Below are 14,089 nucleotides of genomic sequence, written 5' to 3' on the forward strand. Positions count from 1 at the left end.
CTTCTGCGCAGGCGGGAGCATCCAGCGTCCGGGATTTCAGACCGCGCCGCCCAATGCCTTGACCAACGCAACGCTCGCCCGCATCCGCTGCGTCTCCACCGACAGCAGCGCGCGTTGCGCCTCCAGCGCGTCGGTCTGCGCCGTCACCACCTCCAGATAGTCCGACGCCCCATCCCGATAGCGGGTCAGCGCCAGTTCACTCGTCCGCCCTGCCGCCGCGGCCGCGCTGCGCTGGTTCACCGCCTGATCGGCCAGATGCCGGTTCGCGGCGATCGCATCCTCTACCTGCCGGAACGCCCCCAGCACCGTCTCCCGATAGCCCGCGCTCACCTCTTCATATTCCGCGCGGGACATCTTCACCTCAGCCCTCCGCCGACCGCCGTCGAACAGCGCCAGCACCGCCGAAGCCGGTCCCAACCCCCAGAAACTGCTGGGCTTGCTGAACAACTCGCCATGCGTCGTTTGATACCCGCCGGACAGCCCCAGGGTCAGCGTCGGGAAAAAGGCTGCCCTCGCCACGCCGATCCGTGCATTGGCCGCAAACATCCGCCGCTCCGCCGCCGCAATATCCGGCCGCCGCTGCAACAGCTCCGAAGGCGCGCCCGCCGGCAATGGAGGCGCGCCGAGAGGCTGCACCCGCACCGGGACGGAGAAGTCGGACGCCACCGCCCCGACCAGCGCAGCGATCTCATGCTCGGTCGCCGCCCGCTCGTTGGCGACGGCGGAAATCTGCGCCTGCGCATTATCCAGCACGGTCTTGGCGCGGTTGACGTCGATCCCGGAGGCGATGCCGCCATCATGCCGCGTTGCCGTCAGTCGATAGGCCTTGCCGAATGCCTCCACCGTCTGGCGCAGCAATTCCGCCTCTGCGTCCAGCCCGCGCAACCGCGCATAGGCGTCCGCCACCGCCGCCTGAAGGCTGAGCCGCGCGGAGGCCAGATCGGCCTCGCTGGCCTGTGCATCCGCCCGCGCCGCCCTCACGCCGTTGCGGATGCGGCCCCAGAGGTCGAGTTCATAGTCCAGCGTGGCCCCCACGGAAAAATCATCATAGGTCGGCGCCGTTCCATTGCCGCCGAAACGCCTTCCGGACAGCCTCTGACGGCTGGCATCGCCCCCTGCATTCACCTGCGGGAACAGGTCCGCCCTCTCGATTCGCGCCGCCGCCCGCGCCTGGTCATAGCGCGCAAGGGCGGCCGCCAGCGTCGGACTGGCCTGCTCCGCCCGCGCCTCCAGATCGTTCAGCACGGGATCGCCAAAGGCCTCCCACCATTTGCCGCGCGACGCCTGGTCCATCGGCGTCGCCGCCGTCCAACCCTCAGCCTCCTTGAACGCCTGCGGCACGGCGGTTGCAGGCGGCCGGTAGGCTGGCGCCATCGAGCATCCCGCCAGCCCTGCCAGCAACAGGGCCGCCGCCCCGCGATCAACCCCCATGGGCAGCACCCTTGGCGGCGGCCTGGACATGCACCTTGTCGCCGCTGCGGATCGCATCGGGCGGCGTGTCGATGACCCGGTCTGTCGGCAGGACGCCACCCGACAGCAGCACGACATTGCCTTCGTCCCGCGCGATCGTGACGGGCTTGACGGTCACGCGGTCGTCCCGGCCCACCACCGCCACGGTCGGCCCGTCATTGCCGTAGAGGATCGCGCTGCCCGGCAGGGTCGCGCCATTGCCCGATCCCGCCGGCACCTTGAAGCGGACCTGCGCATAGGCGCCCGGCTTCAGCGCGCCGTCGCGATTGTCCGCCTGCAATTGCACCAGCACCGCGCCAGACTGGGCATCGACGGCGCCCGAACTGCTGGTCAGGGTCGCGTCGAAGCTGCGCCCGGGATATTCCGGCAGGGTCAGCGTCGCCGCCATTCCCGGTCTGATGGCCGCCGAATAGCCTTGCGGCACCCGCACATAGATACGCATGCGATGCGTGTCGGACACGGTGAACAAGGGCTGGGCCGCCGCATTGCCCGCCACCACCAGCGCGCCGATCTGCGCCGACCGGCTCGTCACGACACCGCTGAACGGCGCGGACAGACGGGTGAAGCCCTGCAAGGCCTGCAAGCGCTTCACATTGGCGAGCGCCGCATTGGACAGGGCCCTGCGCGCGGCAAGATCGCCGGCCTTCTCATCCGCCTCCTGCCGCGAGACGGCGTCCTGCGCGAGCATGGAGGCCCAGCGCTTCGACGTGGTGGCGGCCAGCCGTTCATTGGCGAGCGCGGTCTGATAATCGGCCTGCGCCTGTGCGAGCTGCTGGTCCACCTCCGGCGCGTCCAATATGGCGAGCGGCTGCCCGGCCCCGACATGATCGCCTATATCGGCCAGCCACCGCCGCACATAGCCATTGGTCCGGGCAAAGATCGCCGCGCTGTTATAGGCCTGGACATTGCCCGGCAGCACCAATGCGTCGCCTTCGCCACCGGCGGACGGCGTCACCACCGAGACGGTGGGAATGGATGCGTCGGCAGCGACCTGCCTCAGTTCATTGGTCGCGCTGATCCGCGACGCCACGCCGATGCCGACGATGGCGACCGCGACGACCGCCGCGCCGATCCCTACCCGCTTCAACGTGCGGCTATCGGGTCCTTGCGCCTCGGGATTTTCGATGGGGTTGTGCTCAGACATGGCTCGGCTGCATTTCCAGGGAAGGCGCCTTTTGCCCATGCTTGCGATGGACGAAGGCGAATATGGTGGGAACGAAGAACAGGGTGGCGACCGTCGCGCAGATCAGGCCGCCGATGACCGCCCGGCCCAGCGGCGCATTCTGCTCGCCGCCGTCGCCCAGCCCCAGCGCCATCGGCCCCATGCCGATGATCATCGCAAGGGCGGTCATCAGCACCGGTCGGAACCGGACCATCCCCGCCTCCAGCGCGGCCTTGCCGGCGTCGCCCAGTTCGGCAAGCTTCTCCCGCGCGAAGCTGACGACCAGTATGGAGTTGGCGGTGGCCACGCCCATGCACATGATCGCGCCCGTCAGCGCTGGCACGGACAGCGTCGTACCGGTGGTGAACAGCATCCAAACGATTCCCGCCAGCGCCGCCGGCAGGGCCGTGATGATCACGAAGGGATCGACCCAGCTCTGGAAGTTGACGACGATCAGCAGGTAGATCAGCACGATGGCCCCCGCCAGCCCCCATCCCAGCCCGGAAAAGGCCGTGTTCATCGTCGCATATTGGCCGCGGATGGTGACGGTCGTCCCCTTGGGCAGTTCCTTCTCCAGCGACCGGATCGCCCGCTGCACATCCCGGGCGACCGCACCCAGGTCACGCCCCTGCGTCGTCGCGAAGATGTCCAGCACGGGCGCAATGTCATAGTGACTGACGATGGGCACGGTGTTGGACCGCTTGATCGTGGCCAGCCCGCCCAGCGGCTGAACCGAGGCGCCCGCCGCGCTGCCCGACACCGGCACATTGCTAAGGTCGCTCATGGAGCCCACCAGATATTCCGGCGCCTGCGCCACGACCGGATATTGCACGCCGTTTTCCGGGTTCACGAAGAAGACGGGCGCGGTCTGCGACGTGCCTGCAAGCTGGCTTGCCAGGCTGGTCGTCACGTCCCGCTCCGACAGGCCATATTGCCCGACGCGCGAGCGGTCGACCTCGACATCGAGCTGCGGCGAGCGCGCCGGCTGCTGGATGCGGGCGTCGGCCAGTCCGGAAATGGTGGCCATCTTCGCCAGCAGCTTCTGCGCATAGGCGCGATTGCCGGCGGCGTTCTTGCCCGCGATCTGCACGTCGATGGGCGCCGGCGCGCCGAAGTTCAGGATCTGGCTGGTGATGTCGGCCGGCAGGAAGGCGAAGCCGGTGCCGGGGAAGCGGCGCGGCAGCTCCCGCCGCAGGGTGGCGACGATCTCGTCCGTCGGCCGATGACCTTTGGTCAGCGCGATCAGCATGTCGCCATCCTGCGGGCCGATGGTGCCGCTATTATTGTAGATGGCGTTGATGCCGCTGACCGGCAGGCCGATATTGTCCGTGATGGAGGCGAGTTCCTTCGCCGGGATCAGTGAGCGGACTTCCCGCGCGATGCGGTCGAAGCGGGCGGCGCTGTCTTCGATCCGGGCGCCCACCGGCACGCGCACATGCATCGCGATCTGCCCTGAATCGACCGAGGGGAAGAAGTTGCTGCCCAGCATCGGCAACAGCCCGAAGGACAGCAGAACGACGGCCATGAAGCCGAGCAGGAAGGGCTTGCGCGCATTCAGCGCCCGGTGCAGCAGCCCGACATAGCCGCGCCTTATCCTTTCGAAGCGCCGTTCGAACCCGCGCTGGAAGCGTACCAGCGGATTGCGCGAGGCAGGCGCCCCGGCCACATGCGCGTCGCCCTGTTCGACATGAGGCCGCAGCAGATACATGGCCATGGTCGGCACCAGCGTCCGCGACAGGATGAAGGATGCGATCATCGCGAACACGACGGAAAGCGCCATCGGCACGAACAGGAATCCGGCGACCCCCGGCAGGAAGAACATCGGCACGAACACGATGCAGATGCACAGCAGCGACACGAAGGCGGGCGTCACGATCTGCGCCGCGCCGTCCAGTATCGCCTCGATCACGCCCTTGCCCTGCTCCAGATGCCAGTTGATATTCTCTATGGTCACGGTGGCGTCGTCGACCAATATGCCGACCGCCAGCGCCAGCCCGCCCAGCGTCATGACGTTCAGCGTCTGGCCGAAGGCCGCCAGCGCCGCGACCGCCGCCAGGATCGCAAGCGGGATCGACAGCGCGATGATCACCGTCGAGCGCCAGGAGCCCAGGAACAGCAGGATCATCAGGGACGTCAGCGCCGCCGCGATGGCGCCTTCGTGAATGACGCCTTCCACCGCCGCCTTCACGAACAGCGACTGGTCGCCGATGGGCAATATCTTCAGGCTGTCCGGCAGGCCCGCCGCGATCTGGGGCAGCTTTTCCTTGACGCCGTCCACGATCGCCAGGGTGGAGGTGGCGCCGTTCTTGAGGATGGTCAGCAGCACGGACCGGCTGCCCTCGACATGCACGATATTCTGCTGCGGCCCGCTGCCGTCGCGGACATGCGCGACGTCGCGCATCGTGATGGTCGCGCCGTTGACCACCTTGACGGGCAGGTCGTTCAGCGCCTCTATGGAGGAAGGCGCATTGTTCAGCTTCACGCTATACTGGGTTTCCCCGATCTTGACGAAACCGGCCGGATTGATCTGGTTCTGCGCCGCGATCGCCGCACCCACATCCTGCGCCGACAGCCCCTTGGACTGAAGCGCCAGCGGATTGAGGTCGATCTGCACCTGCCGCTGCTTGCCGCCCGATGGGAAAGGCATGGCAAGGCCGGGGACCGTGATCAGCGGCGGACGGACCTGGTTCATCCCCATGTCGAACAGCTGCTGTTCCGACAGCCCCTTGCCCGACAGGGCGAGCTGCAGGATCGGCACGGTCGACGCGCTGTAATTCAGGACAAGCGGCGGCGTGATCCCCGGCGGCATCTGGCGCAACACGGTCTGCGACACCGACGTCACCTGCGCGGTCGCGGTGCGGATGTCGGCGCCCGGCTGGAAATAGATTTTGATGATGCCGATGCCCTGAAGCGACTGGCTCTCGATATGTTCGATGTCGTTGACCGTGGTGGTCAGCACGCGCTCATAGGGATTGACGATGCGGTTGGCCATGTCCTCCGGCGACAGGCCCGCATATTGCCAGGCGACCGCCACCACCGGAATGCGGATATTGGGAAAGATGTCGACCGGCGTTCGCGCCGCCGCCAGCACCCCCGCGATCGCGATCAGGATCGCCATCACGATGAAGGTGAGCGGACGATGCAGGGCAACCTTGACGATACCGATCATTCACGACTCCACGGATGCGCCGCCGGACGATCCCCGCCGCACATGACGATACAACCTCTCCAGATATTTTCGCCGCCTGATACCAGAGACGAAGCGCGCCAGGAAATGCGCATATCGTTTGCCGCATTTCCGGCCGTCGCCAGAAAGGCGGCCAGCGCGGAAATGCTCCAGGACGCGTGGGAACTTCGTTCGGGGCGAGGCGAATTTCCACACATCCTAGAATGCGACGGCATCCCCGGCCATGGCGGAGTGCTGCGGCAATGAGGGGGCATAGCCCGCGCATCTCCGCCGGCCAGCCGGGAGACGCCGCCACATTCGAAGCCGGCCATGCGCCCTTGGACATTCTGCGTCTAATATATAATATGGCATGATCGATATGTTGAGCGACATGATCCATGGACCTTCGCCATCTCCGCTATTTTCTGTGCGTCGCTGAGGAGATGCATTTCGGCCGCGCCGCGCTGCGCCTCGGCATATCGCAGCCGCCGCTCAGCCAACAGATCCGTGCTCTGGAGGAGGAACTGGGCGTCCGCCTGTTCGACCGCACCAGCCGCAGGGTGCGACTGACCGAGGCCGGCCGGCTGTTCGAGCCTGAAGCGCGCCGGACCCTTGCCCAGGCGGACCGCGCCGCACAGATCGCGCGCATGGCCCAAAGGGCGGAGATCGGGCGGCTGGGGCTGGGCTTCACCACTTCCGGCCCCTTCGTGCCTCCGGTGGCGCGGGCGCTCTACCGCTTCCGCCAGACCTATCCCGATGTCGAACTGATCCTGCGCGAACAAGGGCGCGACGAGCAGGTGGAGAGCGTGGCGAGCCGTCAGCTCGACCTTGGCATCGTGCGTAATTTCGAGGCGCCGGCGCTGCCCGAAGGCATGCTGTCCCGATGCCTGCTCAAGGAAGAGATGGTGCTGGCCCTGCGCGCCGATCATCCGCTGGCGCTGCGCCCTGCCCCGCCGCGTATCGCTGACCTTTCCGACGAGCCGCTGGTGCTCTATGGCGCGCCCAATGGGACGGGGTTCACGGAGCATTTCCAGGCCCTGTGCGCGGAAGCAGGGTTCGTCCCGAAAATCTCGCATGAGGCCCGCAGCCTCGCGACCCTGCTGGGCCTTGTCGCGGCCGGCTTCGGCCCCACTGTGATTGCCGGGTCGATGGCGCGGCTGCATGTCGACAATGTGATCAACCGCCCGTTCGACGTGCCGGTCATGAGCGCGCTCTGGCTGATCCATCATGAGGATCTGTCACCGACCGGCCGGGCCTTTCTGAAGACCCTGCTGGAAGAACGTCATTTGTAGGAGTTAATTCACGAAACATCTTCTGCTCAAGCCTCCTCTTCCCATTCCCCTTTCCAGCCTCTATGCATGGCCGCGAAGGGTGGTTTCGACCGACCTTCATGATCGCGCCGGTGCCCTCCCAAGGGGCTTAATAGGGAATGCGGTGATGAATCCGCGGCTGTCCCTGCAACTGTAAGCGGCGAGCGAGACGCATAGCGATCCCCCGGAAGCGCCGGAGGATCAGCCACTGGGCCGGACGCTAAATCATGCGAGGCCTGGGAAGGCCATGCGCCAAGCTATGACCCGCGAGCCAGGAAACCTGCCTGCGTCTGGTCGCTCTTGCCTTGGTCCAGGGGATGGCCACGGCACGGTCCTCCGTCTGAGCGACGCTTCACGCAGCGGGAGCTGCTGTCCGTATGCCGGGCGCAAGAGCGTCCGTCCGGCATGAAGGCGGCTCCCGTCCGGTTTCGCAGACGCAGACGGGGTACCGACCCTATGAGCATATCGACCCATGAGCCGGAATCGCCCGGGGCGCCGGCCAGCCGTCTTCGCCGCCGCGCGACCGGCATGTTCGCCGGGCTCATCGCCGCCAATCTGACGGCCTGGATCGCAGCCTTCACGATCTTCGCGGGCGATCCGGTCATGCTGGGCACGGCGTTGCTGGCCTGGAGCCTGGGCCTCCGCCATGCCGTGGACGCCGATCATATCGCCGCCATCGACAATGTGACCCGCAAGCTGATGCAGGACGGCCAGCGGCCCCTGACCGTCGGCTTCTGGTTCGCCATCGGCCATAGCGGCATCGTCCTGATCGCCGCCGTCGCCATCGCTGTCGCCGCCAATGCGCTGAGCCGGGTGGAAGCGGCGGGAGCCATCGGCGGCACCATCGCGACAATGGTGTCGGCGACCTTCCTCTTCGCCATCGCGGCGATGAACCTGATCATTCTCCGATCAGTTCTCAGCACGTTCAACCATGTTCGAAAGGGTGGAGCCTATGTCGATGAAGATATGGACATATTGCTTGGCAACCGGGGTTTGCTCGCACGCCTCTTCCGCCCGCTTTTCCGGCTGGTGACGCGAAGCTGGCACATGGCTCCGCTCGGCTTCCTCTTCGGTCTGGGCTTCGATACCGCAACCGAAGTCGCCATTCTGGGCCTGTCCGCCGGTCAGGCCGCCAGCGGCCTTTCGGTTGCGACCGTCCTCATCTTTCCCCTGCTCTTCGCGGCGGGCATGGCGCTGATCGACACGGCGGACGGGGCTCTGATGATGGGCGCCTACCAGTGGGCGTTCGTGAAGCCGATCCGCAAGCTCTACTACAATATCACCATCACGCTGGTGTCGGCGCTGGTCGCGCTGCTCATCGGCGGGATCGAGGCAGCGGCCCTGCTGGGCGACAAGCTCGGCCTCAGCGGCGGCGTATGGACCCTTGCCGCCGACCTTGGCGAGCATTTCAACAGCCTCGGCTTCATCATCATCGGCCTGTTCGCCGCCTGCTGGCTGCTGAGCTGGGCCATCTATCGCTGGAAAGGCTTCGACGAGATCGAAGTCGCTCCCATCCCCAGCCACCAACCGCAAGGAAATCCCGCATGAAAAAGGTTCCTGCCACCGTCATCACCGGCTTTCTCGGCGCCGGCAAGACCACGCTGATCCGTCACCTCATCGAACATGCGGGCGGCCGCCGCCTCGCCCTCATCATCAACGAATTCGGGGACGTCGGCGTCGACGGCGCGCTGGTGCGGGGCTGCGGCGACGAAGCCTGCCCGGACGAGGACATCATCGAACTGGCCAATGGCTGCATCTGCTGCACCGTAGCCGACGATTTCCTGCCGACCATGCAAAAGCTGCTCGACCGGCCCACCCCGCCCGATCACATCATCATCGAGACCAGCGGCCTTGCCCTGCCCAAGCCGCTGGTGAAGGCCTTCCAATGGCCCGACATCCGCACGCGCGCCACGGTCGACGGGGTGATCGCCCTGATCGACGCCGACGCGCTGGCAGCGGGTCGCTTCGCCCATGACGAGGCGGCGCTCGCCGCCGCCCGCGCGGCCGACCCGACGCTGGATCATGACAGCCCTATCGAGGAACTGTTCGAGGACCAGCTTGCCTGCGCCGACCTTGTCCTGCTCAACAAGACCGATCTGGTCGCCGTGGACCGGCTGGCCGTGCTGGAGCGGGAACTGGCCCAGGAAATCCGCCCCGGCGTCCGCATCCTCCGCACGGCGAGGGGAGAGATCGATCCGGCCATATTGCTCGGCCTCGGCGCCGGGGTGGAGGACGGGATCGATGCCCGCCCCTCGCACCATGACGATGGGGAGGATCACGACCATGACGATTTCGAGAGCTTCATCGTCGACTTGGGCGAACTTTCCGGTCCGGAGCCGCTGTTGGCGGCGCTGGCGGAGAGCATCGCCGTGCATGACATCCTGCGGGTGAAGGGCTTCCTCGCCATAGAAGGGCGCCCCGCCCGCCTCGTGCTGCAAGCCGTCGGCCCCCGCATCCAGCATCATTATGACCGGCACTGGCAGGCCGACGAACCGCGCCGCTCCCGCCTGGTGGTGATCGGCCAGAGCGGCATGGACCGCGCCGCCATAGAGGCTGCGCTCGGCGCGCAGATGGCCGCTGCCTGATGCATCTGCTGACCGCCACGCCCGGCACCGTCTCCAACGGCGACGAAGCCATCGACCTCGGCCAGTCGCCGGGCGACATCGTGCTGCTGACCGTGGCGGACAGCGAACTTGCCTGTTTCGCGAGCGCAGCCCATGTTCTGGGGCAGGAACTGGGCAGGGCGGCGCCCGAAATCCGGCTGGCCAATCTCCTCCAGCTCAAGCACCCCTATTCCGTCGATCTGTATGTCGAAAAGGTCGTCGCCCACGCCAAATTCGTCTGCGTCATCCTGCTGGGCGGCAAGAGCTATTGGCCCTATGGCATTGATGAGATTGCAAATATCGCCCGGAAAAAGGGCATAGCCTTTGCGGCGATTGCCGATGGGCGAGAAGATGACCCCGCGTTGCGCGCCGCATCGACCGTCGCGGCGGAGAGCTGCGATCTCCTGCGCGACTATCTACGGCAGGGCGGCATTGCCAACGCCATCGCCTTCCTGCGCAACGCCGCCCGCCTTGCCGGCTTCGACGCGGGCGTTCCCGATGCGCCCGTTCCGGTGGCCGACGCCGGCCTCTATTTGCCCGGCGTCGATCGACCCACGCTGGATCAGGTCAGGAGCGGATGGAAGGCAGGGCAGCCGACGGCCCTCTTCCTCTTCTACCGCGCGCTGCTGATCGCGGGCACGCTGGAAGCCGTGGACCGCATGGTCGCGGGATTGGAGACGGCGGGCCTCAACGTCCTTCCCGTCCATGTGCGCGCCTTGCGCGAACCTTTCGCCCGGGACTTCCTACAAGGGCTGATGGCGGAGGCGCCGCCGGACGTCATCCTCAACGCCACCGCCTTTGCCGCCAGCGCGCCGGGCGAGCCGCGCACGCCCTCTATCCTCGAACAGGCGGATTGCGCGATCCTCCAGACGATCTTCGCCAGCGCCGAACAGAGCGCCTGGGAGTCGAGCGCCCGCGGGCTGGGCCCCCGCGACCTCGCCATGCATGTCGCGCTGCCGGAGGTGGACGGCCGCCTCTTCACACGCGCGGTCGCCTTCAAGGCCGCGGCACGGTTCGATGCCCGCACGGAATGCAGCATCGTCGTGCCCCAGATACTGGAAGATCGTGTCAGCTTCGTATCTCAACTTACTGCAAATTGGGCTAAACTCCGTAGAACGCGAGTGGAGGAACGTCGCGTCGCGCTCATCCTCGCCAACTATCCCAACAGGGATGGCCGCATCGGCAATGGCGTCGGCCTGGATACGCCCGCCAGTGCCGCCGCCATTCTGAAGGCCCTGGCGGAAGCAGGCTACGGAACGGATGATGCGCCCACCGACGGCGCCGCGCTGATGCAGCGCATGACAGGTGGCATCACCAATGCCGCGCCGGACCGTCCGGGTGAAATCACCCTCTCGTTCCAGGCCTATGACGCAGCCTTCGCCACGCTGCCCCAAGGGGTCCGCGAAGCGGTCCAATGCCGCTGGGGCGCGCCCGAAACCGATCCTTTCTTCCGCGATGGCGCCTTCCATCTGCCGGTGCACCGCTTCGGCCGGATCGCGGTCGCCGTGCAGCCGTCGCGCGGTTATCATGTCGATCCCAAGAGCAGCTATCACGACCCGGCGTTGCCCCCGCCCCATGCCTATCTCGCCTTCCATATCTGGCTGGCCAGCGATTTCGGTGCCCATGCCGTTGTCCATGTCGGCAAGCACGGCAATCTCGAATGGCTGCCGGGCAAGGCGATCGCGCTGTCCGAAAACTGCTTTCCGGAAATCTGCGCCGGGCCGATCCCGCAAATCTATCCGTTCATCGTCAACGATCCCGGCGAAGGCACCCAGGCCAAGCGTCGCATCGGCGCCTGCATCGTCGACCATCTGACGCCGCCATTGACCCGCGCCGAGAGCTACGGCCCGCTCAAGGAACTGGAGGCTCTGGTCGACGAATATTATCTCGCCGCCGGCATGGACCCACGCCGGCTGGAAACGCTGCGCAAGGACATTCTGGCCCTCGCCGCCTCGCAAGGGCTGGACAAGGATTCAGGCGCGCAGGGAAGCGGAGACGAGGCTTTAGCAGCGATCGACAACTATCTGTGCGAACTCAAGGAAATGCAGATACGCGACGGGCTGCACGTCTTCACGCAAAGCCCGAAGGGTTCGCTTCGCCGCGACCTGCTCATGGCCCTTGCCCGCTGCCCAAGGGGTATGGACGATGCCGGCCAGCAGTCCCTGCTCCGTGCGCTGGCGGATGATCTGGGGCTGGATTTCGACCCGCTCGACTGCACGATGGGCGCGCCTTGGGCCGGACCCCGGCCGGAAGCGCTGCAAAGCCTGACAGGAACACCTTGGCGCAGCACGGGCGACACGGTGGAACGGCTGGAACTTCACGCCATCCGCCTGCTCGATGAGCTGGAACATCGTCATTCCCGCGCGGGCGGGGATGACGGCAGTTGCCGGGAGGGCGCTCCCGGTCCACGGAGCGCGGCGGTTCTCAAGGCGATCGAAACCGATCTCGCCCCGCGCGTCGATGGCTGCGGAGAGGCCGAAAAAGCCGCACTCCTCAAGGCTCTCAACGGCGATTTCGTCGCCCCGGGCCCTTCCGGAGCGCCCACCAGGGGTCGCCCCGACGTCCTTCCCACCGGGCGCAATTTCTATTCGGTCGACACCAGGGCCGTGCCCACGGCGGCGGCATGGAATCTCGGGCAGCGCTCCGCCGATCTCATCGTGCAGGACTATCTCCAGCGCGAGGGCGACTATCCCCGCGCCATCGCCCTTTCCGCCTGGGGCACCGCCAATATGCGGACCGGCGGCGACGACATAGCGCAGGCGCTGGCCCTGATGGGCGTCCGGCCTCGCTGGGACTGGGCTTCGGGCCGGGTCATCGGTTTCGAGGTCATGAAGATCGCGGAACTGAACCGCCCCCGCGTCGACGTCACCTTCCGCGTGTCCGGCTTCTTCCGCGACGCCTTCCCGGAACAGATCGACCTGATCGACAGCGCCGCCCGCGCCGTCATGGCGCTGGAAGAGCCGGACGAGGACAATCCAGCCGCCGCCCGCCACCGCATCGAAACCGCCGCGCTGATCGCGCAGGGCACGCCGGAAAAGGCCGCGCGGCGCCGCGCGGGAAGCCGCGTCTTCGGTTCGAAACCGGGCGCCTATGGCGCCGGCCTCCAGGCGATGATCGACGAGAAGATCTGGCACGACCGGTCGGACCTTGCCAATGTCTATCTCGACTGGGGCAGCTATGCCTATGGCGGCGGGGTGGAAGGCGACAGCGAACGCGGCCTCTTCGCGCAGCGCCTGACCGAAGCCGACGCGCTGGTCCAGAATCAGGACAATCGCGAGCACGACCTGCTCGACAGCGATGATTACTACCAGTTCGAAGGCGGCATCGCCGCCGCGGTCGAGCATCTCTCCGGCAGGAGGCCGCTCAGCTATCATAACGACCACAGCCGTCCCGAACGTCCCGTCATCCGCACGCTGGAGGATGAGATCGGCCGCATCGTCCGCGCCCGCGTCGCCAACCCCAAATGGATCGCGGGCATGATGCGCCACGGCTACAAGGGCGCGTTCGAGATCGCGGCCTCCGTCGACTATCTCTTCGCTTTCGCCGCCACGACCCATGCGGTGAAGGACCATCATTTCGACGCGGTCCACGCCGCCTTCATCGAGGATGAGACGGTCCGCGCCTTCATGGCGGAAGCCAATCCGGCCGCCCTGCGGGAGACCGCCGCCCGCCTCCGCGAAGCGCTGGACCGCGCCCTTTGGAAACCCCGGTCGAACAGCGCCGCCATGCTTCTCTCCCAACTCAAGGATGCCCCGCAATGATCGAACGCACGCCCGAACAGCATGCCGAAAAGATGAAGAAGAAACAGGCCGCCCATGACAGGATCATGGCGACCAAGACGCAGGAAAAGGGCCTGCTGATCGTCCATACCGGCAAGGGCAAGGGCAAGACGACCGCCGCGCTCGGCATGGTGGTCCGCGCCATCGGCCATGGCAGGAAGGTGGGCGTCGTGCAGTTCGTGAAGGGCGCGATGACCACCGGAGAAAAACGGGTGTTCGATGCGTTCCCCGACAATGTCGAATTCAAGCCGATGGGCGAAGGCTTCACCTGGAACACGCAGGACCGGACGCGGGACATTGCCCTTGCACGCGAAGCATGGGATGAGGTGAAACGCATGATCGCCGATCCGGCCTATGACATGGTCCTTGCCGATGAACTCAACATCGTCCTGCGCTACGACTATCTTCCGGTCGAAGAGGTGCTGGAGGCCGTGACCGCCAGGGGCGAAATGAAGCATGTCATCGTTACAGGCCGCAACGCGCCCGAGGCGCTGATAGAGGCGGCCGATCTCGTCACTGAAATGACCCTCGTCAAACATCCCTTCCGCAGCGGCGTGAAGGCCCAGCCGGGAATCGAATTCTGACACACACCGCCTTCG

The 14,089-nt window shown here is 66.4% G+C and carries 8 protein-coding genes and 1 riboswitch; of the genes, 5 read left to right on the forward strand and 3 right to left on the reverse strand.

What is annotated here, in order from left to right; genetic code table 11:
- Window positions 1-36 precede the first annotated feature (36 nt).
- Genes EWH10_RS12500 through EWH10_RS12510 form a run of 3 tightly spaced genes read right to left on the reverse strand, consistent with a single transcriptional unit; the run spans window position 37 to window position 5,801 of the window.
- The gene (locus tag EWH10_RS12500; RefSeq protein WP_065846932.1) at window positions 37-1,431 is read right to left on the reverse strand and encodes an efflux transporter outer membrane subunit; all 1,395 of its coding nucleotides are present in this window, start codon (window positions 1,429-1,431) and stop codon (window positions 37-39) included.
- Window positions 1,421-2,614 carry an efflux RND transporter periplasmic adaptor subunit gene (locus EWH10_RS12505; RefSeq protein WP_065846934.1) on the reverse strand — a complete coding sequence of 398 codons (1,194 nt, stop codon included), beginning with the start codon at window positions 2,612-2,614 and terminating at the stop codon, window positions 1,421-1,423. Before EWH10_RS12505 ends, EWH10_RS12500 begins: the two co-directional genes overlap by 11 nt.
- The gene (locus EWH10_RS12510) at window positions 2,607-5,801 is read right to left on the reverse strand and encodes an efflux RND transporter permease subunit (protein ID WP_065846936.1); all 3,195 of its coding nucleotides are present in this window, start codon (window positions 5,799-5,801) and stop codon (window positions 2,607-2,609) included. Before EWH10_RS12510 ends, EWH10_RS12505 begins: the two co-directional genes overlap by 8 nt.
- 395 nt (window positions 5,802-6,196) lie before the next feature.
- On the opposite strand from EWH10_RS12510, the gene EWH10_RS12515 reads away from it, so the two are divergent.
- The 5 genes from EWH10_RS12515 to cobO all read left to right on the forward strand — a co-directional run bounded on the left by EWH10_RS12515 (window position 6,197) and on the right by cobO (window position 14,074).
- A complete protein-coding gene (locus EWH10_RS12515; RefSeq protein ID WP_025546659.1) occupies window positions 6,197-7,090 on the forward strand; it encodes a LysR substrate-binding domain-containing protein in 894 nt (297 codons plus the stop codon).
- Window positions 7,091-7,181: 91 nt separating this feature from the next.
- A riboswitch (cobalamin riboswitch) is annotated at window positions 7,182-7,410 on the forward strand.
- A gap of 154 nt (window positions 7,411-7,564) precedes the next feature.
- Window positions 7,565-8,656 carry a HoxN/HupN/NixA family nickel/cobalt transporter gene (locus EWH10_RS12520; RefSeq protein WP_044660794.1) on the forward strand — a complete coding sequence of 364 codons (1,092 nt, stop codon included), beginning with the start codon at window positions 7,565-7,567 and terminating at the stop codon, window positions 8,654-8,656.
- Complete coding sequence (gene cobW, locus EWH10_RS12525) at window positions 8,653-9,693, forward strand: cobalamin biosynthesis protein CobW (RefSeq protein ID WP_025546655.1); 1,041 nt, start codon at window positions 8,653-8,655, stop codon at window positions 9,691-9,693. The genes EWH10_RS12520 and cobW overlap by 4 nt, the downstream gene beginning before the upstream one ends.
- Window positions 9,693-13,472, forward strand: coding sequence for a cobaltochelatase subunit CobN (cobN, locus tag EWH10_RS12530; protein ID WP_065846938.1), 3,780 nt, complete (start codon window positions 9,693-9,695; stop codon window positions 13,470-13,472). The genes cobW and cobN overlap by 1 nt, the downstream gene beginning before the upstream one ends.
- Window positions 13,469-14,074, forward strand: coding sequence for a cob(I)yrinic acid a,c-diamide adenosyltransferase (gene cobO / locus EWH10_RS12535; RefSeq protein WP_025546651.1), 606 nt, complete (start codon window positions 13,469-13,471; stop codon window positions 14,072-14,074). The genes cobN and cobO overlap by 4 nt, the downstream gene beginning before the upstream one ends.
- Window positions 14,075-14,089: the final 15 nt, after the last annotated feature.

Origin of the sequence: Sphingobium fuliginis (assembly GCF_004152845.1) — a bacterium.
Lineage (GTDB): Bacteria > Pseudomonadota > Alphaproteobacteria > Sphingomonadales > Sphingomonadaceae > Sphingobium > Sphingobium fuliginis.

Excerpts from the sequence above, each read along its gene's own strand:
- EWH10_RS12500 (WP_065846932.1), bottom strand. The coding sequence starts at position 1,431 with ATGGGGGTTGATCGCGGGGCGGCGGCCCTGTTGCTGGCAGGGCTGGCG.
- EWH10_RS12505 (WP_065846934.1), bottom strand. The coding sequence starts at position 2,614 with ATGTCTGAGCACAACCCCATCGAAAATCCCGAGGCGCAAGGACCCGAT.
- EWH10_RS12510 (WP_065846936.1), bottom strand. The coding sequence starts at position 5,801 with ATGATCGGTATCGTCAAGGTTGCCCTGCATCGTCCGCTCACCTTCATC.
- EWH10_RS12515 (WP_025546659.1), top strand. The coding sequence starts at position 6,197 with ATGGACCTTCGCCATCTCCGCTATTTTCTGTGCGTCGCTGAGGAGATG.
- EWH10_RS12520 (WP_044660794.1), top strand. The coding sequence starts at position 7,565 with ATGAGCATATCGACCCATGAGCCGGAATCGCCCGGGGCGCCGGCCAGC.
- cobW (WP_025546655.1), top strand. The coding sequence starts at position 8,653 with ATGAAAAAGGTTCCTGCCACCGTCATCACCGGCTTTCTCGGCGCCGGC.
- cobN (WP_065846938.1), top strand. The coding sequence starts at position 9,693 with ATGCATCTGCTGACCGCCACGCCCGGCACCGTCTCCAACGGCGACGAA.
- cobO (WP_025546651.1), top strand. The coding sequence starts at position 13,469 with ATGATCGAACGCACGCCCGAACAGCATGCCGAAAAGATGAAGAAGAAA.